Genomic DNA, 26,588 nt, shown 5'->3' on the forward strand with positions numbered 1-26,588 from the left:
GATCCTCCCATGCTTTGAGCAGCAAGGTTGTAAGGTAAAGAGGTAATGTGGAGCAGCGAATCACTACTCCACCAAACAGACTTTATTTTTATTAATTCTCTAAATGGAAAGAGAAAATTAGTAAGCTGCTGGATCAGCAGTCTCGTCTGTCACTTCTAATGTATTAAGTAGGTTAGTTAGCAGGCTTGATGCACCGAAACGGTAGTGACGAGCGTCAACCCAATTATCACCAAGGATTTCATCAGCCATTGCTAAGTACGCTTGCGCATCTTCTGCTGTACGTACGCCACCAGCTGGTTTGAAACCAACCGTTTCTGCAACGCCCATATCGCGAATGACTTCAAGCATCATGCGAGCGTATTCTGGAGTTGCGTTTACTGGCACTTTACCCGTTGAAGTTTTGATGAAGTCTGCACCCGCTTTGATACAGATTTCAGAAGCTTTCCTAATTAGTGCTTCTTCTTTCAGTTCACCTGTTTCGATGATCACTTTAAGAAGGATGTCACCACATGCTTCTTTACATTGCTTCACTAGCTCGAAGCCAACTTCTTCGTTACCTGCCATTAGAGCACGGTAAGGGAATACTACGTCTACTTCGTCCGCACCGTAAGCGACTGCTGCTTTAGTCTCAGCAACTGCGATTTCGATATCGTCGTTACCGTGTGGGAAGTTAGTTACGGTCGCAATGCGAACGTCTGGTGTACCTTGCTCACGAAGTGTCTTCTTAGCAATAGGAATAAAGCGAGGGTAAATACAGATTGCAGCTGTGTTACCTACTGCTGATTTTGCGTCATGACATAGTGAAATAACTTTCGCATCAGTATCGTCATCATTCAGCGTAGTTAGGTCCATTAGTTTAAGTGCACGTAGTGCTGCTGCTTTTAAATCGCTCATTTCTATCTCCGATCAATATTCAAAAATTTTACTGCTCAACCTGTCTATTCAAGTTGGCGATGTAGTCATTAATGAACGGACTTGGTTCCTTGAAGACTCAGGGGTAAACAGCGAATTGACCCCTAATTGCTATCCTTGTCACCGCACAGTACCAGTTTGGTCTATGGCACAACAATCTTCGATTGCGGTGTCTAACGTATAAGGGCAATAGCCCTAGCAACTCTCGTTGCTGCCAGCGCCAATCATACTCCTTGTATTAATTATCGCTAGCGAAAAACATTTCAATAAATCTGAATGTATGAAAAGTAGTAAGCTGACATCACCTTGCCCAGCTTCCAACGTTTGATTCAAAAACGTTTCCCTACTTCCTACAACTATACATTATAGATATTCATCGAAAATCTGTAGTTGCTCATAGAGCGCAAACGGTTTGTATCTCAAAAAAGATTCTGTTTAACGTTTGCTCAATCTTAATCATCATCAAACACTCAAAACCCACTCACCTAAATCTAATTTAAGTGCGTTGCTCAAATCTGTCATACACTTGGGAATCACAGTTTCGAGCCTTTACAACTATTCTTCAAAGTAGTGGAAGCAAGGAGCCAATCTCAGTTGAGGCACCTATCACGTTCACTACGCCGAAAAATAAAAAAACCCCGCAGTAACAGAGTTACTACGGGGTTTTGTAAAACGGCGTCTATATAATCTATCTACTTTCTTAGAAAGATAGGAAGAAGCCAGCGATTGTCGCTGCCATCAAGTTAGATAGAGTACCAGCACACACTGCTTTAACACCCATACGAGCGATGTCGTGGCGACGTGCAGGAGCTAGGCTACCTAGACCACCTAGTAGAATCGCGATAGAAGAGAGGTTTGCGAAACCACATAGTGCGAATGCGATGATTGCTTGAGTCTTCTCAGACATTACTGCACCTGTTGCTGGAACAACTTGTGCTGCATCACCAACGTAAGGTACGAAGTTTAGGTACGCTACGAATTCGTTTACAACCAGTTTTTGACCGATGAAAGAACCAGCGAATGTTGCTTCAGCCCATGGTACACCGATTAGGAATGCTAGCGGCGCGAACATCCAACCTAGAATTAGTTCTAGAGTTAGGTTCTCCATACCGAACCAACCGCCAACGCCACCTAGGATGCCGTTAACTAGTGCGATTAGACCAACGAATGCTAGTAGCATTGCACCAACGTTAAGTGCTAGTTGTAGACCAACTGATGCACCGCCTGCTGCTGCGTCGATAACGTTAGCTGGCTTGTCATCACCACCATCAATGTTGTTGTCCAAATCTTCGTCTGGAGTGTCAACTTCTGGCTTAATGATTTTAGCGAATAGTAGACCGCCTGGTGCTGCCATGAATGATGCTGCTACAAGGTACTCTAGAGGTACACCCATAGATGCGTAACCTGCTAGTACACCACCAGCAACTGACGCTAGACCACCACACATTACTGCAAACAGCTCAGATTGAGTCATTTTAGGTACAAACGGACGAACAACTAGAGGTGCCTCTGTTTGACCTACGAAAATGTTCGCTGCTGCAGACATAGACTCGGCACGTGAAGTACCTAGTGCTTTTTGTAGACCGCCACCAAGAATCTTGATAACCCACTGCATCACACCGATGTAGTAAAGTACAGAAATTAGCGCAGAGAAGAAGATTAGCGTTGGTAGTACTTGGAAAGCAAAGATGAAACCGATACCGTCAACTGAGAAGTTAACTAGGCTGCCGAATAGGAAACCAGTACCGTCTTTACCGTAATCGATAACGTTTTGTACACCAGCTGAGAAACCAGCTAGAAGGTCACGACCCCATGGTACGTATAGAACGAAACCACCGATGATGAATTGGATAGCAAATGCGCCACCCACAGTTCTTAGATTGATAGCTTTGCGGTTATCAGACAGTAGTAATGCAAGTCCTAGCAATACTGCCATACCGACTAGGCTCATAAACAGGCTCATAGTTTATGACTTCCTTATATGTTATTTGTTGGCGTGTTACAAAATGGAGCTCAAAAAGCGGAGGCAATTATACTCATCCGGCCAATGATAAAGTAATGCCACCCTCACAGTTTCTAATAAGATTCATGGCCTGCTCACTCATTTACGTGAACGAGATCACCTTTAAGGCTTTAGGTAATCATCAAATGAACAATTTAATTAGAAATTATTCACAAATACCAAACGCTGAATTGCTATTTTTCCAAACGATTTCAGCAATCGTTTGCTTCGACATTCCTTTTAGAGATGCGAGAGAGGACAAGATTTCACCTATCATCTTAGGATGATTGGGCTTGCCCTGATAACCATTTAGTGGCATGTCTGGAGAATCCGTTTCTAACACTAACTTCTCAATAGGCAGTCTAACTATAGCTTGTCTGGTTTTATTTGCTCTTGGATAGGTGATTACACCACCGACACCGATAAAAAAACCAAGCTCGATAAATTGCATAGCCTGCTGATAGCTGCCAGAAAAACCGTGCAAAATACCACCATATTGAAACTTTTCTTGCTTCAAAATTTGTAGCATTCGGTTGTGTGTTTTCCGGCAATGGAGAATGAGGGGAAGTTGACAAGATGTTGCAAAACGGACCTGCTCTATAAACACTTTTTCCTGAAGCGTCATATCGACCTCAACCATCGAATCTAAGCCACATTCGCCTACCGCTACGCACTGATTGCCACGCTGGTTAAGCAGCTCTTTTAAGGTAGGCAATTCATCAATACTTTGTTGATCAAGAAAATAGGGGTGCATCCCAAGCGCATAGTAGATATCGGTGTGGTCTGTGGCCATTTGGTGCATTTTGGCCCAATTACTAGAGCCAATAGATGGGATAACAAAACGCGAGACACCTTGCTCATGGGCGGATTTCAGTTGAGAGTCAAAGTCGTCTTGGAAGATATCAAAGTCGAAATGACAGTGGGTATCAAAAAGGCGCATTACTTTTGCGCCTTAGTTTTATCAGAGTTCTCAGCACTCGGGTCAGTGCGATAAGGAACACAGCTGCGCTTATGCTCGGGGGTCAATCCGAGAGACAAACACCACGCATCATATTTTGCTAATAGACGCTTCAACCAACTGCGCATCCCCATCCCCTTCTATTTCTGCTCTTCTCGCTTAAAGACTAGCTCAGTCGGTGTCGATTCTTCTTCAACAAAGTAATAGCCCGCGGTATCAAACTTGGTTAAGTCTGCCACGCTCGAAATACGATTCTCTATGATGTAACGCGCCATCATGCCGCGTGCTTTCTTAGCGTAAAAGCTGATCACTTTATATTGGCCATTCTTACAATCTTTAAATACCGGCGTAATCACCTGCGCATCTAACGCTTTCGGTTTTACTGCTTTGAAGTATTCATTCGATGCAAGGTTGATAAGCACGTTATCACCTTGAGCTTCAATAGCTTCATTGAGCTTACCTGTAATAACGTTACCCCAGAATTGGTAAAGGTTGGTGCCTTTATCATTCGCCAGCTTGGTGCCCATCTCTAAGCGGTATGGCTGCATCAAGTCGAGAGGCTTAAGTAAACCATACAGGCCAGAGAGCATGCGTAAATGCTCTTGCGCATAAGCAAAGTCCTCTTCAGACAGCGATTGTGCATCTAGGCCAGTATAAACATCGCCTTTAAACGCTAGAATTGCTTGGCGCGAATTATCAGTCGTAAACTCTTCACTCCACTCTTGAAAGCGGCCAACGTTTAAATCAGCAATCTTGTCACTCACTTTCATCAAGCTCGCAACGTCTGCAGGTGTGAGCTTACGACACACTTCAATCAGCTGCTTTGAGTACTCAACTAAATCTGGCTGAGTGAACTTCTCTGTCGCCAGTGGGGATTCATAATCTAAGGTTTTCGCTGGAGAAACGACGATTAACATGACTTTACTCTATCCATATCTTTGTTTTATTGAGTTTAGGGTACAAAAAAAGCCATGCATTGTCTGCATGGCTTTTTGAATCGTTTTGATAGGCAAATCTAATAACTATCGATTAGCTCTTTTTGCTCTGATCCCAAATACCATCTTCAAGCTGAGATTTCAGCTCAGGGAAATCGTTCGAGTCAAACGTTGGCACTTTGCCTTCATCTAGCTGACGGTTGTAGTCTTTAGCAAGCTTAATCACGATACCTGATAGTAGAAGAATCGCTACCAAGTTAACAATCGCCATTAGACCCATAGATACGTCTGCAAGAGCCCAAACAACTGGTAGTGACGCTACTGCACCAAACATTACCATACCTAACACGACGATACGGAAGATACCTAGGCCTGCTTTGTGGTTGTGCTCCAGGAAGATAAGGTTCGTTTCAGCGTAAGAGTAGTTAGCAATGATTGAAGTAAATGCGAAGAAGAAAATCGCTACTGCAACAAAGATTCCACCCCATTCACCCACTTGTGAACTTAGCGCGCTCTGAGTCAATTCGATACCCGTCACTTCACCATGCGGTACGTACTCACCCGACATCAGGATGATAGCAACTGTCGCTGAACAGATAACAATCGTGTCCATGAATACACCTAGCATTTGCACATAACCTTGCGACGCTGGGTGCGGTGGGTAAGGCGTTGCCGAAGCTGCAGCGTTAGGCGCAGAACCCATACCCGCTTCGTTTGAGAATAGACCGCGTTTGATACCGTTAATCATCGCTTGTGCAATTGCGTAGCCCAAACCACCTGCAGCAGCTTCTTGTAGGCCGAATGCGCTCTTGATGATTAAGGTCAGAACAGCAGGAAGCTTCTCAATGTTCATTACCATAACGAACATTGCTAGTAGCAAGTAAGCCAGTGCCATGATTGGAACCACTAACTCTGCTACACGTGCAATACGCTTGATACCACCAAAGATAACAACCGATGAAAGTAGCACAACTACCACACCTACGTAGGTGTCGTCCCAACCGAATGCGTTGTGCATTGCGTTTGCGATAGAGTTCGCTTGTACTGCGTTAAACACAAGACCGAATGCGATAATTAGGAATACCGAGAACAGTACACCCATCCAACGCATACCTAGGCCTTTCTCCATGTAGTATGCAGGGCCGCCACGGTAGTTACCGTCATCATCTTTGGTTTTGTATAGCTGCGCTAAGGTACTTTCAGCGAATGATGTCGCCATACCTAGCATGGCGATAAGCCACATCCAGAAAATAGCACCTGGGCCACCAGCAGTAAGCGCTACAGCTACACCGGCCATATTACCGGTACCAACACGTGCAGCTAAACTAGTACAAAGAGCTTGGAAAGAAGAGATACCAGCTTTGTCTGCTTTACGGCTGTTCTTTAATACTGAGAACATGTGGCCAAAGTGACGGAATTGGATAAAGCCCAAGCGGACTGTAAAGTAGATTCCAACACCGACTAGAAGATAAACAAGAATGGAACCCCATAGCAGGTCATTCATTAAATTAATTAAGTCTGTCATAACATCCTCATATTGAGTTTTCGCTAATCTTTGCTTCCAAGCCTTCCATCTGACCGCCTTACTAAGTGTCAAGATTGCTTAGTATTGGTATTGTTATATTGTGCAGTCTAGATCTGTAAAACTCGCCTCATGCTTCCATTTTACGTATCAGCGTATTTTTTGACGGGCGGATAATGCAGTGAAGAACGACAAAAATCAATATGCAACCAAACTCATTAAAATGTTATTTTTCACTAGATAGTCACCTGAAATTAACAGTAACCCACACAAACTAGCAATTAAAACAGAACATTTTATTAAATATTAATCAACAACCCCTAATTCATACTGCTAAGAATCCCCTCTATATTCTTCTAGCGACAATGCCTTGCTCTATAAGGCTCGCAACTCAATATAAAAAATGACGTACCGCAAAATGATAGGCTATGCTTCAATTTTATATGTGCATAATTGAATGCGTCATCTCAAGGTCAAAATTCACACACAGAATTAACATACCGTTAGAGTCAATTTAATCGTTTTCGTCGAATCAAACGCTCAAAAAAACGCCAGTTAAGACGACATTTTTTGTGACCCCCTCGCACAATATGCGCAAAAACTTCATTGAAACGTAACAAATGAGAAACGAATCAAAGTTAGGTTAGTTTTAGATATGGTATTAAAAACATGCCCGATTAAAGGAAAGATGATCATAAAGAGGTAGCTTATGGAAGGCTTAAACTTTGACGAAATTTTCGAACAGGACTTACCAAAAGGAAGAGCCAGTCGCTCAAAACCTGTGAAACGTAAGTGGCGAGAAATCGAAGCAATTAAAGATCGCCAACGCTTGCAAAAAGAGTTGATGGATATGGATATCGGCTATGATGATTTAAACGCAGTCGAATACTGATTACTAAAAAGAGGCATTACGCCTCTTTTTTTCATTTTAGATGCTTTCATGAGCATTTTGATGGACGCGTTCAGCGATCTGCTGATATTGCTCGGCGATGGTTTCGCCGAAAACAGGATCGTCTTCGCATACTGTCCATTGCTCTTCAACGATTTGCCAATCTTTGGTGGTGAACGTTTCCATTAGATAAGGAAAGATGTGCTTCTCTTCCATTTCTAAATGGCTCTTCTGCGCATTTAGGAATGATTCAAGCTGCTCAATGAACAGACTCTGTGGCACAACCGCATCTTGAAGCACCATATCAACAATATTAAGAAACTCATGCGTTTGCTCAGACAATGTTTTGTGCTCTAACTCTAGGTTATCAATTTCCTTATGATGACCGTAATGAGTCAAGTAATGGTGATATAGGATGTCCTCTTTAGGGTGATGTACCCTCTCAGAATGATTCGCTAAATAGTCGACAATCTCTCTTAACACACCATAGTTAACGCTGCGCTCATCTTTTAGTACCGCTAACTTATGGCGCAATATTGCTAGCAGGCGCACCATATAACCATGCTCGCGCTTGATTCTTTCAATCATCATAGTGTCTCTCCTTAACACTTACTTTTAATAAGTGTATTAGAGTATTAATAGAGATGCTTTGATCTTGTTCAGATTTTAATCAGTCATTGGCAAGGATGAATTACACTTCGACCTGCATCGGAAGCTGCCATTGAATCGCGTTTTTCCCCTGAGAGGTCAGAATGGCATTGGTCTGGGAGAAGTGGCCGCAGCCAAAAAAACCACGGTGAGCAGACAGCGGTGATGGGTGAGGCCCAGATAAAACATGGTGTTTATCACGATCAATAAAGCGTCCTTTCTTTTGCGCATGTGCCCCCCATAAAAGAAACACAACCCCAGACTGATGTTGGTTGATGGCCTCTATGACTTTATCGGTAAAGGTCTCCCAACCACTTTTAGCGTGTGAGTGTGCCTTACCTTGCTCTACCGTCAATACCGTATTAAGCAATAACACACCTTGCTGAGCCCAACTTTGCAAATAGCCATGCGGCGGGATCTCGAACCCCTCTATATCTTGAGCAAGCTCTTTATACATATTGACCAAAGAAGGTGGCGTTTTTACCCCCGGCAGAACCGAAAAACATAACCCGTGGGCTTGATTAGGGCCATGGTAAGGGTCTTGGCCAATGATCACCACTTTGATATCGGCAAACTCTGTCGCCTTAAACGCATTGAAAACGTCCGACGCAGGCGGGAATACTACTTTTCCGGCTGCACGCTCCGCCTCAACAAAAGAGATCGTTTGCTGAAAATACTCTTGCTGCTTTTCTACACCAATAACATCATGCCAGGTAAGTGAGGTATTCATGACCCATTCCTTCTACTATATATGCGCTGACATTGTCGCAAAAATAGTAGAAGGAACAAAGGGGTTAGTGTTTTTGAGGAGTACGGTAGTGACCTTGACCAGTGATGTGTCGATTTGGCAAAGGTAGACGTACAGTGCGGCTCGAAACGTGAGAGTAAGTAAAAGGCATAGTGGCATCCCCATATTGTGACTTCATAAAAAGCTATGAAAGATTAATGCCACATTGCTGCCAACTTCTCGCTTAAGCTAATGCTTGAAGGTGGAATTGACGCATGGTTTCGATCTCTTGCGGCCAAAGTTCAGGCTCTATCGTCTCTAGAATCAATGGGATACCATCGAATCTCGCATCTTTAGAGATATACTCAAAACAGTCCCAGCCAATTTCACCTTTGCCCAAAGCGTGGTGCCTATCGACCTTGCCGCCTAAGGCAATCTTTGAGTCATTAATGTGCATTGCACGTAAATATTGCATCCCGACTACACGCTCAAACTCAGCAAATGTCGCTTCACAAGCCTCATGCGAACTTAAGTCATAGCCAGCAGCAAAGGTGTGGCAAGTATCAATACATACACCGACACGCGACTTATCTTCAACTTGCTCAATGATCTCGGCGAGATGCTCAAAACGCCAACCAAGATTCGTCCCCTGACCCGCGGTGTTCTCAATCACTGCGATCACATTAGGAACCGCTTGATGCGCCAGATTGATCGATTCGGCAATTTTAGTGAGGCACTCTTTCTCAGATATCTTCTTTAAATGACTCCCAGGATGAAAATTCAGCAGGGTTAATCCGAGCTGATTACAGCGTTCCATCTCATCAATAAATGCCGCGCGCGACTTTTCCAACTTTTCCTCTTCCGGTGCACCTAAGTTTATTAAATAGGAATCATGAGGAAGAATCTGTTCGCTAGCAAAACCTAACATTTTGCAGTTCGCTTTAAAGGCACTGATGGTGGCAGCTTCAAGTGGCTTCGCTACCCATTGGCGTTGGTTTTTAGTAAAGAGCGCAAAAGCGTTGGCACCGATCTCACGCGCACGCAGTGGCGCTTGGTCAACCCCACCAGCTGCAGAGACATGCGCACCTATATACTTATTACCCATTGCTTTTTTTATCATTGTTACTTAATCACCTTTCACTTTCAGTATGGCTCCCGAAAAACAGTCATTTAAAAGAGGGAGCTCAAACTTTAAACTCATTTTGTAGTAAATTTACAACAAAATGAGTTATTAAATATTTTTTATATTATCAAATAAATTGTAACTATATTGTTTTCAAAGATTTTATTGATTTAGAACAATAAAATAACCATCAAGAAATTAATGTTTTTGGTTGTTTTTTGACTTAAATCAATATTATCATAAGGGATATTCGCTATATAATACGTAGCTCACTAAAATTCGAAAATTAACACCAATTAACCACGTTAAGTGGACTAGGAGATAGTAATGATTCAAGGTATTCAAATCACTAAAGCAGCAAATGACGACCTACTAAACTCTATCTGGCTACTAGATAGCGAGAAGAATGAAGCTCGTTGTGTAGCAGCAAACTCTGGCTACGAAGCTGACCAAGTAATCGCAATTAACGATCTTGGCGACTACGAAAGCCGTGAAGTAGCTATCGAAACAGCTCCACGCATCGAAGGTGGTCAGCACCTAAACGTTAACGTTCTTAAGCGTGAAACTCTAGAAGATGCTGTAGCACACCCTGAGAACTACCCTCAGCTAACTATCCGCGTTTCTGGCTACGCTGTTCGTTTCAACTCACTAACAACTGAACAGCAACGTGACGTAATCGCACGTACTTTCACTGAGTCTCTATAATTCTCAGTCACTGATTTTAAAAACGGCGCTCATTGAACGCCGTTTTTTTTGCTTGTGGCTATACCCTACTCTACTGGCCATAAGGTACATTAACATCACTAGTTATCACCTAGAGTGAACCTTATGCTATTGGAAGGCATCGAAACCTTACTTGTGTTAAGTAAAGCAAAGACCATGAGCCGCACCGGAAGCTTACTTTACATCAGCCAATCCGCCGTTAGTAAGCGTATCGCCAATCTGGAAAAGAAGTTGGGTAAAAAACTGATTGAGCCTTGCGGCCGTTCGATAAAGCTCACACCCGATGGCATTGCTTTAATTGAAACGATTGGCCCCTCATTCAATGAGTTACGCGGCCTAATCTATGAGCAGCAAGAGCTTGAGGACACCTCATTAATCACCCTAGACAGCTCAAAATCGCTCATTGCAGGTTACCTAGGCAAAACGATCGGTGATTATCTAAAACAAGATCAGTACTTAACAATAACGACCAATCACACACCGAGAATCGTCGAACGAGTCCAATCAGGTAAAGCGACAATAGGCCTATGTGCTGGCCAACTCCCTGCACAACATGGTTTGAAGGCATTCCACCTATGTGATGAACCGTTTTTCATCGTCAGTGATAAACAGCCACACAAACTACCAGAGAGAGTCATCACCAATGACCTGACGAACCCATCCAACAGTTATCAACTTCCAGCTCTAGCCAAGTTAGGGATAAAACCGGCAATGGAAATGGATGCTTACACTGCCGCGGCTCAATTAGCCTTAGGAGGGGCGTCACCAGCGCTGATCCCTCTCTCTATCGTTAGAGCGCTAAACATACCAGATAATCACTGTTTTCAGTTTAAGCAACTTGAGTCCTTGATCAGACCGATTCATATTTGTGTAAGGCAGAGTGTTTACCAATCTACAAGGGTTAAAACATTGATAGCAACCATTGCTGATGCTGTTCCCAAAGTAGCTTCAGCGCCATTAGCATAGACATGGTAATCACCAAAGGACGAATCCACTTTTGTCCTTTGCTCACCACCACTTTCGCGCCGAGCTGAGCACCAATAAAGCCGCCAACAGCCATCACAAGGCCCAATTCCCAAATAGGTAAACCTGCCAGAATAAAAAACAGTAGCGCGGCGATATTCGACGTAAAGTTGAGCACCTTAGTGCGAGCGGTCGCATCGACAAGCGAGAAGTGACCAAGCGCGACAAAACAGACGGTAAAGATCGAACCTGTCCCTGGGCCGAAGAAGCCATCATAGAACCCCACTCCACCACCAACACTAAAAGCAAACATCGCTTCAGAGATTTTAGCCTTGCCCGATTGCTCTCTGGTCTTCGGCATCATTAAGAAATAGAGCGAAATGGCGACCAATAACAGCGGAATAAGGCTAGTTAGTACTCCCGCATCAATATACTGCACGGCTTCAGCACCGACTGCAGAACCGATGAAAGTACAGACAATAGCCAAGCGCATCTCTTTGATACTGACAATGCCGTTACGCACGAAATACCAACTGGCTGAAAAGCTACCGAATGAGCTTTGCAGTTTATTGGTTGCTAGTGCCTGTGTCGGCGGCACACCAGCAGCCAGTAGCGCAGGTAACGTTAACAAGCCTCCACCACCAGCCATGGCATCAATAAAACCCGCCACGGTAGCAACAAAGAATAGGATGGTTAGAATTTCGAGTGTCAGTTCCATTTTCGATCAATCAGTTACAAGTCTCTAAGAGCAAAATACCATCAAGTTAACCATTCTTTTAACGAAAGATTAGACTTAAACCCATTCCTTTTTTTCAACAATTAGAAAATAAAAAAGCCCGCTCTAGTGAGCGGGCAATGAGGTTGTCATATAGGCTCCGTTGCGAGCCTACTGATTGTTATTACGCTTCGTTCTCAGCTACTTTAGCGTGTAGCTCCTGAACTGAAGTCACTGACGTTTTAGCGTCAGCGGTATGTGCCATACATACTGCAAATGCTGCATTTAGCGTTGTCGTGTAGTTCACTTTCTCAGCTAGTGCGCCGCGACGTAGAACTTTAGAGTCTTCAATCGCTTGACGGCCAGCCGCAGTGTTCACGATGTAGGTGTACTCATTGTTCTTGATGCGGTCAAGAATGTGAGGACGACCTTCGTGTACTTTGTTTACTAGACGTGGGTTAATACCCGCTTCGCCTAGGATAACTGCAGTGCCGTGTGTTGCGTCTAGCTGGTAGCCAAGCTTAGAAAGCTTAGATGCTAGGTCTACAACACGCTCTTTGTCACCTTCGCGAACAGAAAGAAGTGCACGACCACCTTCAGGGTAAACATTGCCACAACCTAGCTCGGCTTTAGAGTACGCTTCAGCGAACGTTGCACCAACACCCATAACTTCACCAGTAGAGCGCATTTCTGGGCCTAATAGTGGGTCAACACCTGGGAATTTGTTGAATGGCAGTACCACTTCTTTTACTGAGTAGTATGGTGGGATGATCTCTTTAGTAAAGCCTTGCGACTCTAGAGATTGACCAGCCATTACACGAGCGGCAATCTTAGCGATTGGCGCACCCGTTGCTTTAGATACGAACGGTACAGTACGCGCTGCACGAGGGTTCACCTCGATTAGGTATACTTGGTTGTTCTTAACCGCAAACTGCGTGTTCATCAGACCACGAACACCTAGCTCGAACGCTAGCTTTTCAACTTGCTCGCGCATTACGTCTTGGATTTCTTGGCTTAGCGTGTATGCAGGAAGAGAACATGCTGAGTCACCTGAGTGAACACCCGCTTGCTCGATATGCTCCATGATACCGCCGATAACTACGCGCTCACCGTCACAGATAGCATCGATGTCTACTTCAACAGCGTCATCTAGGAAGCTATCTAGTAGTACTGGTGATTCGTTCGATACGCTTACTGCTTCGTTGAAGTAGCGACGTAGGTCCTGCTCGTCGTATACGATTTCCATCGCACGACCACCCAGTACGTATGAAGGACGTACAACTAATGGGTAACCGATTTCACGAGATTTCTCTACCGCTTGCTCCATCGTTGTTACTGTCGCGTTTTCTGGCTGTAGTAGGCCTAGACGGTCAACAGCAACTTGGAAACGCTCACGGTCTTCCGCACGGTCGATTGCATCTGGGCTAGTACCGATGATTGGCACGCCGGCTGCTTCAAGTGCACGAGCCAGTTTCAGTGGAGTTTGACCACCGTACTGAACGATAACGCCTTTTGGCTTCTCAACGCGAGCAATCGCTAGTACATCTTCCAAAGTTACTGGTTCGAAGTACAGACGGTCAGACGTGTCGTAGTCTGTTGAAACTGTCTCAGGGTTACAGTTAACCATGATAGTCTCATAACCATCTTCACGCAGTGCTAGTGACGCGTGTACACAACAGTAGTCAAATTCGATACCTTGGCCAATACGGTTTGGACCGCCGCCAAGAATCATGATCTTATCTTTATCTGTTGGGTTCGCTTCACACTCGTCATCGTAAGATGAGTACATATAAGCAGTATCAGACGAGAACTCAGCCGCACACGTATCGACACGCTTGTAAACTGGGTGGATGTCGTACTGGTCACGTAGACGACGGATTTCGCTTTCAGAAACACCTAGAATCTTAGATAGGCGCGCATCAGCAAAACCTTTGCGCTTAAGCTTGTTTAGCTCGTCTTTGTTCAGACCCGCAAAACCTTTCGCTTTTAGCTCTTGTTCAAGCTTAACGATGTCTTCGATTTGAACTAGGAACCAACGGTCGATTTGCGTCAGGTTGAAGACACCATCTACTGACATACCCGCACGGAACGCATCTGCGATGTACCAGATACGCTCTGCGCCAGCTTCTTTTAGTTCGTGACGAATTGTTGTTAGTGCGTCTGGCGCATCTAGGTCAACCATTTCGTCAAAGCCAGTCGCGCCAACTTCTAGGCCGCGAAGCGCTTTTTGTAGCGACTCTTGTTGGTTACGGCCGATAGCCATAACTTCACCAACAGACTTCATTTGCGTCGTTAGACGGTCGTTAGCACCAGCAAATTTCTCGAAGTTAAAGCGAGGAATCTTAGTGACTACGTAGTCGATTGTTGGTTCGAATGATGCAGGAGTTGCGCCGCCTGTGATGTCATTCATTAGCTCGTCTAGCGTAAAGCCAACAGCCAGTTTCGCTGCAATCTTAGCGATTGGGAAACCTGTTGCTTTCGAAGCTAGAGCAGAAGAACGAGATACACGTGGGTTCATCTCGATGATAACCATACGGCCATCTTTAGGATTGATACCAAACTGTACGTTTGAACCACCCGTTTCAACACCGATTTCACGAAGAACTGCTAGAGATGCGTTACGCATCAGCTGGTATTCTTTGTCGGTTAGCGTCTGTGCTGGTGCAACTGTGATTGAGTCGCCCGTGTGGATGCCCATTGGGTCAAAGTTTTCAATCGCACATACGATGATACAGTTGTCCGCTTTGTCACGAACCACTTCCATTTCGTACTCTTTCCAACCGATAAGAGATTCATCGATTAGAAGTTCGTTAGTTGGCGACAGGTCTAAACCGCGACGACAAATCTCTTCGAACTCTTCTTTGTTGTAAGCGATACCACCGCCTGTACCACCCATAGTGAATGATGGACGGATGATACATGGGAAGCCAACCATATCGAGAACGCCGTAAGCTTCTTCCATGGTTTTCGCTGTATCAGCACGAGGACACTCAAGGCCGATAGACTTCATCGCTTTATCGAAGCGAGAACGGTCTTCTGCTTTATCGATAGCGTCAGCCGTTGCACCAATCATTTCTACGCCGAACTCTTCAAGTACGCCGTGCTTTTCTAGGTCTAGAGCACAGTTAAGCGCAGTCTGACCACCCATTGTTGGTAGTACTGCATCTGGACGCTCTTTCTCAATGATCTTACGAACCACTTCCCATTGGATTGGTTCGATGTAGGTTGCATCCGCCATGTCTGGGTCAGTCATGATGGTTGCAGGGTTAGAGTTCACAAGGATAACTCGGTAACCCTCTTCACGCAGTGCTTTACATGCTTGAGCACCAGAGTAGTCAAACTCACATGCCTGACCGATAACAATCGGGCCTGCACCTAGAATTAGAATACTTTTTAAGTCAGTACGTTTTGGCATTCTCTACTACTCCGAATTAAGCGCTGTGTTGTTTGATTAGTTCGATAAAGTGGTCAAATAGCGGCGCAGCGTCGTGTGGACCTGGGCTCGCTTCAGGGTGACCTTGGAAGCTAAACGCTGGCTTATCTGTACGGTGGATACCTTGCAGTGAGCCATCAAATAGCGATACGTGAGTTGCACGTAGATTCTCAGGTAGAGTTGCTTCATCCGCAGCAAAACCGTGGTTCTGAGAAGTAATCATTACAACGTTACGATCTAAATCTTTAACTGGGTGGTTAGCACCGTGGTGACCAAACTTCATCTTCACAGTCTGTGCACCAGACGCTAGAGCTAGAATTTGGTGACCTAGACAGATACCAAAGATTGGTAGGCCTTTTTCTAGGAATACTTTTGTCGCTTCGATAGCGTAAGTACATGGTTCTGGGTCACCAGGGCCGTTTGATAGGAAAACGCCATCTGGGTTTAGAGCCAGCACTTCTTCCGCTGAAGTTTCAGCAGGAACAACCGTTAAGCGGCAGCCGCGGTCAACAAGCATGCGCAGGATGTTTCGTTTTGCACCGAAGTCGTAGGCAACAACGTGATATGGCAACTCGCTGTCGTCTTTCGCTTCAGGAAGTCCACCCTCAAGCGTCCACGAACCTTGTTTCCATTGATACGCTTCTTTTGTTGTAACTTCTTTCGCAAGGTCCATACCTTTTAGGCCAGGGAATTCTTTCGCTTTAGCTAGCGCTAGAGCCTCGTCTAGGTTGTTACCTGCAATGATACAACCGTTCTGTGCACCTTTCTCACGCAGAATTCGAGTAAGCTTACGCGTATCGATATCAGCAATGCCGACGATATTTTGCGATTTAAGGTAATCAGAAAGGGATTGTTCGTTACGGAAGTTAGAAGCGATAAGAGGGAGATCGCGAATCACAAGGCCTTGAGCGTGGATTGAAGAAGATTCTTCGTCTTCGGAATTGGTTCCGGTATTGCCAATGTGAGGGTAAGTAAGAGTAACAATTTGTTGAGAATAGGAAGGATCAGTGAGGATTTCTTGGTACCCCGTCATCGAGGTGTTAAAAACGACTTCACCGACAGCAGAACCACCTGCGCCAATGGATTCACCGTGGAATACTGTCCCATCTTCTAGGACTAGCAGTGCTGACTTACTCAAGACAACCTCCAGAATAAAAATGCATTAAAATTGATTTAATTTGCAAATCTACCTTCCTGCAACACCTAAAAGTGCGTGTTTATGGAAATTAGACAAATTGGCGGTATTCTAATGACACTGGTCACAACTGTCAATACAGGCCTAAAAATAAATTTAGCATTTAGGGCGCTTAAAGCAAAAAACCTTTTTAGACCCCCAAAAAACCACGTTTAGTGCCACTTTCATGGAGAGATGATTAATGATTTATGAATTCTAGAATTTGAAGATAATTTGAGATCACAGTTTTGTCCTCAAAAATTACGCAAACGTTGCACCACCATAGATCGCATTAACTTTTGGCCATAACAAACAAAAAACACCACCAAACCCATAAAAATAACACTAAACTAAGGGTGTATATTAAGATATTGCAATGCAACCTTCTCAACTACTAACGGCCAAAAACAAAAAGCGCCGGGCAAGCCCAGCGCATAATTATCTATTTATAAATTTAAGCCAGTTTCGAGTAATTAAGAAACTAAGCTAATAGCAGCCGTTATAGGTCGTTAAGCCCTAGCACATCTGTCATTGTGTAAAAGCCTGCAGGTTTCTGCTTTAACCACACCGCCGCTTTAACCGCACCATTGGCAAAGGTCATACGGTCTGTTGCTTTATGGGTGATTTCAACGCGCTCACCGATGTCCGCAAACATAGCAGTGTGCTCACCGATAATATCGCCGGCACGAATCGTAGCAAAACCGATTTCATCTTTGGTACGTTCACCAGTGATACCCTCACGAGCATAGACAGCAACGTCACTGAGTTGGTTGCCCATAGCGCCAGCAATCGCTTCTCCCATACCAATAGCAGTACCTGAAGGGGCATCGACTTTATGGCGGTGGTGCGCTTCTACAATTTCAACATCGCAGTAGTCACCCATCACTTTCGCTGCTTTTTCTAGCAGCTTAAATACCAGGTTTACACCGACTGAATAGTTCGGCGCCATAACCACTGGGACTTGTTTGGCGATTTCATCGATCTGCGCGCGCTCTTCGTCAGAAAAGCCCGTTGTGCCAATCACAATACTTTTACCATGCTGACGACACAGCTCTAGATTCGCTAGAGTGCTCACTGGCGCGGTGAAATCAATGATCACATCGAACTGCTCAATCTCTTTGGCAAGATCATCCGTGACAACAACATCAAATTTACCTTCACCACACAGCTCACCTAAATCAACACCGACAAGTGACGACTCTGGGCGTTCAGATCCTGCTGCGACTGCTGCATTTTCATTGTTGTACGTTGCTTTGACTAGGTTGCGTCCCATACGGCCCGCTGCACCTGCAACTGCAATTCTTACCATTGCGCTGTTCTCCATTCTTTTCTAATCTGCGTCTTCGCAGTTATTCCAATCTGTCTCAATAAACTATCAACAATCGTCATCAGTGGCTAGAGCCTAAGCAAACTCTTTTATCACTCGCTCTAAAATCGGCACATTCGCTTCAGGGAAGGCGTAGTCGGCAAGATTCGCTACCGCTACCCATTCACCTTGCTGACCTTCCTTACCATAAGGTTGACCTTCAAACTGAGTCACTAAGATGAAATCAAACTTCAATGATTTATCTGAATAATCAAACTCTAGATGCTCGAACAACCGCTGCTCAGTGGTGGTAATACCGATCTCTTCTTCTAACTCGCGCACCATCGCTTGCTCGATAGTTTCACCCTGCTCTACTTTGCCACCGGGGAACTCCCAAAAACCACCTTTGTGCTTATCATCTGGGCGCTTAGTGATAAAAACTTGCGACTTATCTTGATTGAAGATGATTGCTGCCACGATATGGATACGTTTCATCATCCGATTCCTTACTAAAAGTTAAAAAAAGAGCCGCTTAAGCGACTCTTCATTATTTATATAGCGATGCCTAATCAGTTAATCTGACCGTGACACTGCTTGTATTTCTTACCACTACCACACGGGCAAGGTTCATTTCGGCCAACTTTACGCTCTTCACGTACCATTGGCTGATGAGCATCATCAGACTCTTCACCATCAGAAAGTGGGTTTTCCGCTGATGCATGCTGAGCTTGAGCACGACGTGCTGCTTCTTCAGCTTGCGCCTGACGCTGAGCTTCCATACGCTCAACTTCTTCTTGCTGCTGAACACGAACTTTAGACAGGATAGTGATCACATCTGATTTCAGTGCATCAAGAAGACCTTCAAATAGTTCAAACGACTCACGCTTGTACTCTTGTTTCGGGTTCTTCTGTGCATAGCCACGTAGGTGGATGCCTTGACGTAGGTGATCCATTGCCGCTAGGTGCTCTTTCCAAAGCGTATCTAGCGTTTGTAGCATTACTGATTTCTCGAAGTTACGCAGTACTTGTTCGCCAACAACGGTCTCTTTCTCTTTGTAAACAGCAACTGCAGTTTCAAGGATCTTTTCACGTAGCGCTTCTTCGTACAGCTTATCGTCTTCTTCAAGCCACTGTTTAACTGGTGCATCAATATCGAAGTCGTTCTTCAGACGATCTTGTAGACCTTCTACATCCCACATATCTTCTAGAGATTGTGGCGGGATGTATTCATCAATCACAGCCGTTAGAACATCTTCACGGTTGTGTTCGATCATCTCACTGATATCTTCAGCGCTCATTAACTCATCGCGCAGCTCGTAAACGACTTTACGTTGATCGTTAGCAACATCATCGTATTCAAGTAGCTGTTTACGAATATCGAAGTTACGACCTTCTACTTTACGTTGCGCTTTTTCGATTGAACGAGATAGCATCTTAGATTCGATCGCTTCACCTTCTTCCATACCACTCTGGATTAGGCTCGCCATACGGTCTGAAGTGAAGATACGTAGTAGTGAATCTTCCATCGATAGGTAGAAACGTGAAGAACCTGCATCACCCTGACGACCAGAACGACCACGTAGCTGGTTATCGATACGACGAGATTCGTGACGCTCTGTACCAATGATGTGCAGACCGCCTGCTTCAAGCACTGCGTCGTGTACTTTCTTCCACTCTGCTTTAATTTCTGCAATTTGTTCTGGCGTAGGATCGGTTAATGCTTCAACCTTCGATTGCCAGCTACCACCTAACACGATATCGGTACCACGACCGGCCATGTTAGTTGCGATAGTCACCGCGCCTGGCGTACCTGCGCCAGCAACGATTTCTGCTTCTTTCTCGTGGAACTTAGCGTTAAGTACGTTGTGCTTAATCTTTGCTTTCTTCAATGCATTTGAAAGCAGCTCAGATTTTTCGATTGATACTGTACCAACAAGGCTTGGCTGACCTTTTGCCACGCGCTCTTTGATATCTTCAATAATCGCGTTGAACTTATCTGTCTCAGTACGATAAACCACATCTGGCATATCGTTACGGATCATTGGTTTGTTGGTTGGAATAACCACAGTTTCTAGGCCGTAGATAGACTGGAACTCGAACGCTTCAGTATCTGCAGTACCTGTCATACCTGACAGTTTTTCGTATAAACGGAAGAAGTTCTGGAACGTGATAGATGCTAGCGTCTGGTTCTCGTTCTGAATCTTAACGCCTTCTTTCGCTTCTACCGCTTGGTGAAGACCTTCAGACCAACGACGACCTGGCATAGTACGGCCAGTATGTTCATCAACGATAACCACTTCGCCATCATCGTTAACGATGTAGTCTACGTTCTTTTCAAATAGAACATGAGCACGAAGTGCCGCATTCACGTGATGTAATAGACTGATGTTAGTTGGAGAGTAAAGCGTATCGCCCTCTTCCATCAGACCGTTTTTAAACATCAACTCTTCAACAAACTCTTGGCCTGTTTCAGTCAGGTGAACTTGCTTCGATTTTTCATCGACAGTGTAGTGACCATCGCCACGGTACTCTTCAGAATCTTCTTGGTCTTGCTTTTGTAGATGAGGAATCAAAGTATTGATTCGTGTGTATAGCTCAGAGCTATCTTCAGCAGGGCCTGAAATGATCAGTGGAGTACGCGCTTCATCGATTAGGATCGAGTCCACTTCATCGACGATAGCGAAGTAACGTTCACGCTGTACACGGTCTTCCGCACGGAAAGCCATGTTGTCACGTAGGTAGTCAAAACCAAACTCGTTGTTCGTACCGTAAAGAATATCCGCTTGGTAAGCTTCTTTCTTTTCTTGAGGAGGCATGTTTGGCACGTTAATACCAACTGTCATACCTAAGAATTCGAATAGGACGCGGTTAGTTTCCGCATCGCGCTTAGCTAGGTAGTCGTTCACTGTGACGACGTGAACCGCGCCTTTAAGTGCATTTAGGTAAGCAGGTAGGGTTGCAGTCAGTGTTTTACCTTCACCTGTACGCATCTCGGCGATTTGGCCAGCGTTTAGTACCATGCCGCCAATAAGCTGTACGTCGAAGTGACGCATGCCGTAAACACGCTTTGATGCTTCACGTACCGTCGCAAATGCTTCTGGTAGTAGCTTGTCTAGCGTTTCACCCTGCTCTAAGCGCTGACGGAACTCAACCGTTTTAGCTTTCAATTCTTCATCAGAAAAAGCTTCAAAGGTCGGCTCGTAGTTATTAATTTCTTTTACAATCTTTCTCAGGCGGCGCAGTGTTCGGTCATTGCGACTGCCAATTACCTTTGTCAGTAGCTTAGTTATCATTTGCTATGAATCTCTCTTTATTCAGATCGGGCCCGATCTACTTTTAATGCCTTCAGTCTCTAACAGTTTTGAACTAAGAATACTGAGATAAATCACTTTCCTCAGATATTGTGATGAGAACTATAGATTTCAAGGCTTGTGTTACTTTAAGTGGCGCTTAGTTTATGAAATTTTGTCTCTAACAACCAATAACATAGTTATTTGTTTGAACCACTCTTTATTTTTTGTCGTTATATGAAGGAAGTTTACTCACAATAAGGATTTTTTGATGTCAGAGATTTCCCTATCTTCCCTTGATGTCATTCACTAGAATAGAAGTGTCCGTTTTATTTGAGGCAGATTATGAGAGACCACCGCCCGACTCTTGGCGACGACATTATTGCTGATTCGAGATTATCTCAACTTCAGCAACACGCTAAAGAGATCATGATGATCAACAGTGAATTAAAAACGATCTTGCCACGCGGAACGGAACAACATTGCCGAGTGGCAAACATACGAGATGGTCAATTGATCCTTGAAGTGGCAAGTGCCAGCATCAAAATGAAGATCGATTATGAACGTTTGAATATCTTAAATCAGTTAAGATCAAAAGGCTTTGCTCGATTGATCGCTGTCTCTGTTCAGATCAATCCAGAACTGTATCGCGTAGAAAAAACCAAGGCGGAACAAAGTAAACCGCGCGATCCTATTTCAGAAACGGCGGCTCAATATTTAGAGATGATCGCGTCAGGCGCTTCGCCGAAAGTGAAAGCTCGCTTAGAGAGCTTAGCCAAATTGGCTAAAAAACCTGACTAGCCCAATTCTACAGGCATAAAAAAAGCCAGACTTACGTCTGGCTTTTTTCTAATTCTTGTTACGCTAAAACCATGCTTGGTTCAGCGAACGCAACTGGCGATGTTGCTTCTTCTTCGAAGGTAACCCATTCCCAAGCTTCTTGATCAGCCAATACTGAGCGAAGCAGTTGGTTATTTAGGCCATGGCCCGATTTGAATGCACGGAATTCACCGATGATTGGATGACCACACATGTAAAGGTCACCGATAGCATCTAGCACTTTGTGAGTTACGAATTCGTTTTCAAAGCGAAGACCTTCTTCGTTTAAGATGCGGTATTCATCTAAAACAATTGCGTTATCAAAGCTACCGCCTAACACTAGGTTTTGCGACTGTAGGTATTCGATATCACGCATAAAGCCGAAAGTACGTGCACGTGAAATTTCTTTAACAAACCCTTGAGATGAGAAGTCGAACAGTAGGTGCTGTTCATCTGCATCGATCGCTGGGTGGTTAAACTCAATTTCGAAATCCATACGGAAACCGTTGAATGGTACAAATTCAGCCCACTTATCGCCATCTTCAAAGCGCACTGGCTTTTTGATGCGAATAAAGCGTTTTGGTGAGTTTTGCTCTTCTATACCCGCTTGTTGTAGTAAGAATACAAATGGGCTGGCACTACCATCCATAATTGGAATTTCTGGTGCGTCAACTTCAACAACAATGTTGTCGATACCCATACCTGCAAGCGCAGCATTAAGGTGCTCTACCGTAGAGATACGCACACCAGCGTCGTTAACTAGTGCTGTACACAGCATAGTATCACGAACAGATTCAGGGTCTGCAGGAAAATCTACTGGTGGATTTACGTCAGTACGACGGTACACGATACCTGTGTTTGCAGCTGCTGGGCGAAGAGTAAGCGTGACTTTACGACCAGAGTGGAGACCCACACCAGTTGTTTTCACCATTTCTTTCAGAGTACGTTGTCTGATCATCTGCTTGCCTCAGTAAATATGCTACAAATCACGGTCAATAAGCGATATTGACCGTGCATGCTACCACAAAATCGAACAGTGTCAAATTGTAGTGTTTTTAGTCAGCTTGACGACGTAAGAACGCAGGGATATCTAAATAGCCCTCTTTCTCAGGTTTTGCTGCTGCACTTTGGCCTGCGCCTGAACCTGATGGCGTTGTCGTTGGCTGAGGAGTAACCTGAGGTTTCTCTTGCAAAGTTGGTGCCGGCTTTTCTTCCACTTTATTGACAGTCTGCTGTGCAGGTGCCGTTTGTGGTTGAGTTTGAGGCTGAGCAACTGGTGCTACTTTTGCCTTGCCGCCCGCAACTAGCGTGATATCCGGTTTCTTCTCGTTACCAATACCTGTCGCTACAACTGTAACGCGGATTTCATCAGCCATATCAGGGTCTAATGAAGTACCGATTACCACTGTTGCGTTGTCTGATGCGAATGCTTTAACTGTGTTACCTACAGTTTCAAACTCATCTAGACGCATATCTAGGCCAGCAGTGATGTTTACAAGTACACCACGAGCGCCAGCAAGATCGATGTCTTCTAGAAGTGGGCTTGAGATTGCCATCTCTGCCGCTTCTTCTGCACGATCTTCGCCTTTCGCAACGCCACTACCCATCATTGCATGACCCATTTCCGACATTACAGTGCGTACGTCCGCAAAGTCGACGTTAATCATGCCTGGGCGAGTAATCAGTTCCGCAATACCTTGTACCGCGTTCTTCAATACGTCATTCGCACTAGCAAAGGCTTCTAGTAGAGTAATTCCACGGCCAAGTACTTTAAGAAGCTTTTCATTTGGAATCGTAATTAGCGAGTCCACATGTTTAGAAAGCTCTTCAATACCTTGTTCAGCAAAAGCTAAACGCTTTTTGCCTTCAAAGCTAAATGGCTTAGTTACAACAGCAACAGTCAGAATACCTAGCTCTTTCGCTACTTCTGCAATTACCGGAGCTGCACCTGTACCTGTACCACCGCCCATACCAGCTGCGATAAATACCATATCGGCACCGTTGAGCTCTTCTTTAATACGATCTCGATCTTCGAGAGCTGCGTCACGTCCTACTTGAGGGTTCGCACCAGCACCTAGACCTTTAGTCATATCGCCGCCAATCTGAATAACACTATTCACACTGGTTTTACGAAGTGCCTGAGCATCAGTGTTAATACTAATGAACTCAACACCTTCGATGGACTCACGCACCATGTGTTCAACGGCGTTACCACCACCGCCACCAACTCCAACGACTTTGATTACCGCGTCGTCAGACATTTCCATCATCGGTTCAAACATGTGTTATCTCCGTTTTTCCTGCTGCTCAGGTTAAAACTCTTTTTGTATCCAATTACGCACGCGATCAAATAAACTTGTCACTGAAGGACGAGAAGGCTCGTTGTATTCAGTTTCATCACTTATCTGGGCATCTCTTGCATAATGAAGTAGACCTACAGCCGTAGAATGATACGGCTCTTTTACGTAATCTGTTAAGCCGCTTACCTCTAAAGGTTTGCCAACTCTAACTTGGTTGCGGAATACTCGTTCCGCACATTCTACCACACCGTCAATCTGTGCCGCTCCACCAGTGAGCACCACACCTGCTGCTAAGTGGTGTTTAATACCTTCTTCGCGCAGTTTCTCTTGAACGTTGTCGATAGTTTGATTAACCAATCCCATGAGCTCAGTATAACGAGGCTCAATTACTTCAGACAGAGTCTGTCTTTGTAAGCTGCGTGATGGACGACCACCAACGCTTGGAACATTAACCGTGTCATCTTTGCTGACTAACTCACTAAGAGCACAGCCATATTTCACTTTAATTTCTTCCGCATCGCTCACTGGCGTACCGAAAGCAAAAGCAATATCACTGGTGACAGCGTTACCCGCGTACGAGAACACTTCAGTATGACGTAGCGCACCACCGGTCCAAATAGACACATCCATTGTACCAGCGCCGATATCAACGACACATACGCCCAGTTCACGTTCATCTTCTGTAATGACCGCATTACTTGCCGCCAATCCAGAATAAACAAGGTGCTCAACTTTAAGGCCGCAGCGCTCTACTGCCTTAATGATATTTCGTGCCATATCGTTATGACAAGAAATAAGGTGAACACTAACTTCCATTCGCACTCCTGATAAACCTAGCGGGTTTTTAATCCCTTCTTGGTAATCAATCGTAAATTCTTGAGGAATTACGTGGAGAATGCGTTGCTCGTCACCAATTTTAATTGATTTTGCGGTATGAATAGCACGGTCCATATCCTCCTGAGACACTTCCTCATCAGATATCGTTCCCATGCCTTTTTCAATACGGCTCGCAATGTGTCGCCCTGAAAGCGAAATGAACACATTGCTGATCTGGCACTCAGCCATCAGTTCTGCTTGGTCGACAGCGCGCTGAACCGATTTCACTACCGATTCAAGGTCGTTCACACCACCTTTGTCCATCCCGCGGGAAGGACTGCTGCCTGCGCCAATAATATTGATTTGACCATCAGGCAATACTTCGCCTACCAGAGCTGATACGGTAGCAGTGCCTATATCAAGACCAACAATAATGTTGTCATCAGCGGTCTTAGTCATCTGTATTCTCTTGTTCTAACTCTTGCTCAGGGAACCATCCAATAGAGGCTCCCGTATCATACCTGAGGTCAATGTAGCTAACCCTTTCAGCATCGCTACCCAAATTCTTGTAAAGCGAGATAAAGCGCTCAATGCGCTCTTCTAAAGATTCTTTGCCTAGCTCTAAGCGAATTCCGTTATCCAGAATAATTTGCCAAGCTCTACGCTCATTGAGAACCAGAGAAGTTATCGTTAAATGCAGTGCTTCAAACTTGGGACTAATATCTCGCCATACCTGCAGTACTTCACTGCTTGTATCAAGCGGTCCGTATAGTTTTACACGATCTTCATCCAGTTGACCGATATCACCGTCGAAAACTTGACCGAAATCGTTAAGCAGAGCATTTCCATTCCAAATTGCTTCTGCGTGATGTTCTGTCAAAAAGACTTTCACGGTATCAGGCCACTGTTTACGAATTGAGGCATGAGAAACCCAAGGGATTGATTCTGCCATACTTTGCAGTACGTCAATGTCCTGAGACATGAATGTTCCGACATGCTCTAACTGAGCAAACGCTCGTTGAACGTCTCGCGCGGTAACATAATGCAGTTCGCCCTGAAGTACGATTTTTGATAGTGGCAGACGTTGATCATCCCACATCCAAGAAACCGTCGAGTAGAGGAGAGAGCCTATTAACAACAAGACCACTAGCAAGAAACTGCCTCCGAGGGCATGTTGTTTCACTAGTGGCGCAGAGGTTAAACGACGGCCTTCATTAAAAGCACTTTTAATCAAAGTCCATAGTCCTTGCTATTAGCTCGCTTATCTTTCCCTAACCCAATTCGTATATAGAGACTAAAGCACCTACTTTAACCTTCGGATTATACTGGGGTC

Annotated in this window: 23 protein-coding genes; 4 read left to right on the forward strand and 19 right to left on the reverse strand. The window is 44.7% G+C overall.

The window, feature by feature from the left end:
- Nucleotides 1-117: 117 nt before the first annotated feature.
- From deoC to ELS82_RS16485, 6 genes are all read right to left on the reverse strand, one after another.
- On the reverse strand, nucleotides 118-894 hold the full coding sequence (gene deoC / locus ELS82_RS16465; RefSeq protein WP_134836445.1) for a deoxyribose-phosphate aldolase: 777 nt from the start codon (nucleotides 892-894) through the stop codon (nucleotides 118-120).
- 718 nt (nucleotides 895-1,612) lie between these two features.
- A complete protein-coding gene (locus tag ELS82_RS16470) occupies nucleotides 1,613-2,875 on the reverse strand; it encodes a NupC/NupG family nucleoside CNT transporter (protein ID WP_134836446.1) in 1,263 nt (420 codons plus the stop codon).
- Nucleotides 2,876-3,080: 205 nt separating this feature from the next.
- Complete coding sequence (locus ELS82_RS16475; protein WP_134836447.1) at nucleotides 3,081-3,854, reverse strand: TatD family hydrolase; 774 nt, start codon at nucleotides 3,852-3,854, stop codon at nucleotides 3,081-3,083.
- Nucleotides 3,854-4,000, reverse strand: coding sequence for a DUF5363 family protein (locus ELS82_RS26340; RefSeq protein WP_167489349.1), 147 nt, complete (start codon nucleotides 3,998-4,000; stop codon nucleotides 3,854-3,856). The genes ELS82_RS16475 and ELS82_RS26340 overlap by 1 nt, the downstream gene beginning before the upstream one ends.
- A 12-nt stretch (nucleotides 4,001-4,012) precedes the next feature.
- Nucleotides 4,013-4,789 carry a peroxide stress protein YaaA gene (yaaA, locus tag ELS82_RS16480; protein WP_134836448.1) on the reverse strand — a complete coding sequence of 259 codons (777 nt, stop codon included), beginning with the start codon at nucleotides 4,787-4,789 and terminating at the stop codon, nucleotides 4,013-4,015.
- A 112-nt stretch (nucleotides 4,790-4,901) separates the two neighbouring features.
- On the reverse strand, nucleotides 4,902-6,332 hold the full coding sequence (locus ELS82_RS16485; protein ID WP_134836449.1) for an alanine/glycine:cation symporter family protein: 1,431 nt from the start codon (nucleotides 6,330-6,332) through the stop codon (nucleotides 4,902-4,904).
- A 706-nt stretch (nucleotides 6,333-7,038) separates the two neighbouring features.
- Between ELS82_RS16485 and ELS82_RS16490 the strand changes: the two genes are divergently transcribed.
- Nucleotides 7,039-7,221, forward strand: coding sequence for a DUF3545 family protein (locus tag ELS82_RS16490; protein WP_053440117.1), 183 nt, complete (start codon nucleotides 7,039-7,041; stop codon nucleotides 7,219-7,221).
- A 36-nt stretch (nucleotides 7,222-7,257) separates the two neighbouring features.
- Here the strand turns inward: ELS82_RS16490 and ELS82_RS16495 are convergent, their stop codons facing one another.
- From ELS82_RS16495 to nfo, 3 genes are all read right to left on the reverse strand, one after another.
- On the reverse strand, nucleotides 7,258-7,809 hold the full coding sequence (locus ELS82_RS16495) for a hemerythrin domain-containing protein (RefSeq protein WP_134836450.1): 552 nt from the start codon (nucleotides 7,807-7,809) through the stop codon (nucleotides 7,258-7,260).
- Nucleotides 7,810-7,909: 100 nt separating this feature from the next.
- Complete coding sequence (gene ung, locus ELS82_RS16500) at nucleotides 7,910-8,596, reverse strand: uracil-DNA glycosylase (RefSeq protein WP_134836451.1); 687 nt, start codon at nucleotides 8,594-8,596, stop codon at nucleotides 7,910-7,912.
- 241 nt (nucleotides 8,597-8,837) lie between these two features.
- Nucleotides 8,838-9,713 (reverse strand): deoxyribonuclease IV, encoded by an 876-nt coding sequence (gene nfo, locus ELS82_RS16505; RefSeq protein ID WP_134836452.1) that lies wholly within the window; start codon nucleotides 9,711-9,713, stop codon nucleotides 8,838-8,840.
- Nucleotides 9,714-10,043: 330 nt separating this feature from the next.
- On the opposite strand from nfo, the gene grcA reads away from it, so the two are divergent.
- Nucleotides 10,044-10,421, forward strand: a complete 378-nt coding sequence (grcA, locus tag ELS82_RS16510) for an autonomous glycyl radical cofactor GrcA (RefSeq protein WP_004415419.1) — start codon at nucleotides 10,044-10,046, stop codon at nucleotides 10,419-10,421.
- Nucleotides 10,422-10,544: 123 nt separating this feature from the next.
- The gene (locus ELS82_RS16515) at nucleotides 10,545-11,405 is read left to right on the forward strand and encodes a LysR family transcriptional regulator (RefSeq protein ID WP_134836453.1); all 861 of its coding nucleotides are present in this window, start codon (nucleotides 10,545-10,547) and stop codon (nucleotides 11,403-11,405) included.
- Here ELS82_RS16515 and ELS82_RS16520 read toward each other — a convergent pair.
- From ELS82_RS16520 to secA, 6 genes are all read right to left on the reverse strand, one after another.
- The gene (locus ELS82_RS16520) at nucleotides 11,341-12,120 is read right to left on the reverse strand and encodes a TSUP family transporter (protein ID WP_134836454.1); all 780 of its coding nucleotides are present in this window, start codon (nucleotides 12,118-12,120) and stop codon (nucleotides 11,341-11,343) included. The genes ELS82_RS16515 and ELS82_RS16520 overlap by 65 nt on opposite strands.
- A 181-nt stretch (nucleotides 12,121-12,301) precedes the next feature.
- The gene (carB, locus tag ELS82_RS16525) at nucleotides 12,302-15,532 is read right to left on the reverse strand and encodes a carbamoyl-phosphate synthase large subunit (protein WP_134836455.1); all 3,231 of its coding nucleotides are present in this window, start codon (nucleotides 15,530-15,532) and stop codon (nucleotides 12,302-12,304) included.
- A gap of 16 nt (nucleotides 15,533-15,548) precedes the next feature.
- Entirely contained in the window at nucleotides 15,549-16,688 is a 1,140-nt protein-coding gene (carA, locus tag ELS82_RS16530) for a glutamine-hydrolyzing carbamoyl-phosphate synthase small subunit (RefSeq protein ID WP_134836456.1), read from the reverse strand.
- 535 nt (nucleotides 16,689-17,223) lie between these two features.
- Complete coding sequence (dapB, locus tag ELS82_RS16535; RefSeq protein ID WP_208733189.1) at nucleotides 17,224-18,048, reverse strand: 4-hydroxy-tetrahydrodipicolinate reductase; 825 nt, start codon at nucleotides 18,046-18,048, stop codon at nucleotides 17,224-17,226.
- A gap of 78 nt (nucleotides 18,049-18,126) precedes the next feature.
- Nucleotides 18,127-18,525 carry an 8-oxo-dGTP diphosphatase MutT gene (mutT, locus tag ELS82_RS16540; protein ID WP_134836483.1) on the reverse strand — a complete coding sequence of 133 codons (399 nt, stop codon included), beginning with the start codon at nucleotides 18,523-18,525 and terminating at the stop codon, nucleotides 18,127-18,129.
- Between the two features lie 74 nt (nucleotides 18,526-18,599).
- A complete protein-coding gene (gene secA, locus ELS82_RS16545) occupies nucleotides 18,600-21,323 on the reverse strand; it encodes a preprotein translocase subunit SecA (RefSeq protein WP_134836458.1) in 2,724 nt (907 codons plus the stop codon).
- 342 nt (nucleotides 21,324-21,665) lie between these two features.
- Here secA and ELS82_RS16550 point away from each other — a divergent pair, with 342 nt between their 5' ends.
- Nucleotides 21,666-22,121: a DUF721 domain-containing protein gene (locus ELS82_RS16550; RefSeq protein ID WP_134836459.1), complete on the forward strand. Its 456-nt coding sequence runs from the start codon at nucleotides 21,666-21,668 to the stop codon at nucleotides 22,119-22,121.
- A gap of 58 nt (nucleotides 22,122-22,179) precedes the next feature.
- Here ELS82_RS16550 and lpxC read toward each other — a convergent pair whose 3' ends face one another.
- From lpxC to ELS82_RS16570, 4 genes are all read right to left on the reverse strand, one after another.
- Complete coding sequence (gene lpxC / locus ELS82_RS16555) at nucleotides 22,180-23,097, reverse strand: UDP-3-O-acyl-N-acetylglucosamine deacetylase (RefSeq protein ID WP_053440129.1); 918 nt, start codon at nucleotides 23,095-23,097, stop codon at nucleotides 22,180-22,182.
- Nucleotides 23,098-23,194: 97 nt separating this feature from the next.
- A complete protein-coding gene (ftsZ, locus tag ELS82_RS16560; RefSeq protein ID WP_134836460.1) occupies nucleotides 23,195-24,421 on the reverse strand; it encodes a cell division protein FtsZ in 1,227 nt (408 codons plus the stop codon).
- 30 nt (nucleotides 24,422-24,451) lie between these two features.
- Nucleotides 24,452-25,714, reverse strand: a complete 1,263-nt coding sequence (gene ftsA, locus ELS82_RS16565) for a cell division protein FtsA (RefSeq protein WP_053440130.1) — start codon at nucleotides 25,712-25,714, stop codon at nucleotides 24,452-24,454.
- Entirely contained in the window at nucleotides 25,707-26,489 is a 783-nt protein-coding gene (locus tag ELS82_RS16570; protein ID WP_053440131.1) for a cell division protein FtsQ/DivIB, read from the reverse strand. The genes ftsA and ELS82_RS16570 overlap by 8 nt, the downstream gene beginning before the upstream one ends.
- Between the last annotated feature and the right edge of the window lie 99 nt (nucleotides 26,490-26,588).

The sequence above is a fragment of the Vibrio ouci genome (assembly GCF_004551525.1).
Classification (GTDB): Bacteria; Pseudomonadota; Gammaproteobacteria; order Enterobacterales; family Vibrionaceae; genus Vibrio; species Vibrio ouci.

What these genes read in the sequence shown, in the direction of transcription:
- lpxC (WP_053440129.1), bottom strand. Translation starts at nt 23,097, where the DNA reads ATGATCAGACAACGTACTCTGAAAGAAATGGTGAAAACAACTGGTGTG.
- ELS82_RS16490 (WP_053440117.1), top strand. Translation starts at nt 7,039, where the DNA reads ATGGAAGGCTTAAACTTTGACGAAATTTTCGAACAGGACTTACCAAAA.
- ELS82_RS16515 (WP_134836453.1), top strand. Translation starts at nt 10,545, where the DNA reads ATGCTATTGGAAGGCATCGAAACCTTACTTGTGTTAAGTAAAGCAAAG.
- secA (WP_134836458.1), bottom strand. Translation starts at nt 21,323, where the DNA reads ATGATAACTAAGCTACTGACAAAGGTAATTGGCAGTCGCAATGACCGA.
- ELS82_RS26340 (WP_167489349.1), bottom strand. Translation starts at nt 4,000, where the DNA reads ATGCGCAGTTGGTTGAAGCGTCTATTAGCAAAATATGATGCGTGGTGT.
- nfo (WP_134836452.1), bottom strand. Translation starts at nt 9,713, where the DNA reads ATGATAAAAAAAGCAATGGGTAATAAGTATATAGGTGCGCATGTCTCT.
- grcA (WP_004415419.1), top strand. Translation starts at nt 10,044, where the DNA reads ATGATTCAAGGTATTCAAATCACTAAAGCAGCAAATGACGACCTACTA.
- ftsA (WP_053440130.1), bottom strand. Translation starts at nt 25,714, where the DNA reads ATGACTAAGACCGCTGATGACAACATTATTGTTGGTCTTGATATAGGC.
- yaaA (WP_134836448.1), bottom strand. Translation starts at nt 4,789, where the DNA reads ATGTTAATCGTCGTTTCTCCAGCGAAAACCTTAGATTATGAATCCCCA.
- mutT (WP_134836483.1), bottom strand. Translation starts at nt 18,525, where the DNA reads ATGAAACGTATCCATATCGTGGCAGCAATCATCTTCAATCAAGATAAG.
- dapB (WP_208733189.1), bottom strand. Translation starts at nt 18,048, where the DNA reads ATGGAGAACAGCGCAATGGTAAGAATTGCAGTTGCAGGTGCAGCGGGC.
- ELS82_RS16470 (WP_134836446.1), bottom strand. Translation starts at nt 2,875, where the DNA reads ATGAGCCTGTTTATGAGCCTAGTCGGTATGGCAGTATTGCTAGGACTT.
- ung (WP_134836451.1), bottom strand. Translation starts at nt 8,596, where the DNA reads ATGAATACCTCACTTACCTGGCATGATGTTATTGGTGTAGAAAAGCAG.
- ELS82_RS16495 (WP_134836450.1), bottom strand. Translation starts at nt 7,809, where the DNA reads ATGATGATTGAAAGAATCAAGCGCGAGCATGGTTATATGGTGCGCCTG.
- deoC (WP_134836445.1), bottom strand. Translation starts at nt 894, where the DNA reads ATGAGCGATTTAAAAGCAGCAGCACTACGTGCACTTAAACTAATGGAC.
- ELS82_RS16520 (WP_134836454.1), bottom strand. Translation starts at nt 12,120, where the DNA reads ATGGAACTGACACTCGAAATTCTAACCATCCTATTCTTTGTTGCTACC.
- carB (WP_134836455.1), bottom strand. Translation starts at nt 15,532, where the DNA reads ATGCCAAAACGTACTGACTTAAAAAGTATTCTAATTCTAGGTGCAGGC.
- ftsZ (WP_134836460.1), bottom strand. Translation starts at nt 24,421, where the DNA reads ATGTTTGAACCGATGATGGAAATGTCTGACGACGCGGTAATCAAAGTC.
- ELS82_RS16550 (WP_134836459.1), top strand. Translation starts at nt 21,666, where the DNA reads ATGAGAGACCACCGCCCGACTCTTGGCGACGACATTATTGCTGATTCG.
- ELS82_RS16475 (WP_134836447.1), bottom strand. Translation starts at nt 3,854, where the DNA reads ATGCGCCTTTTTGATACCCACTGTCATTTCGACTTTGATATCTTCCAA.
- ELS82_RS16485 (WP_134836449.1), bottom strand. Translation starts at nt 6,332, where the DNA reads ATGACAGACTTAATTAATTTAATGAATGACCTGCTATGGGGTTCCATT.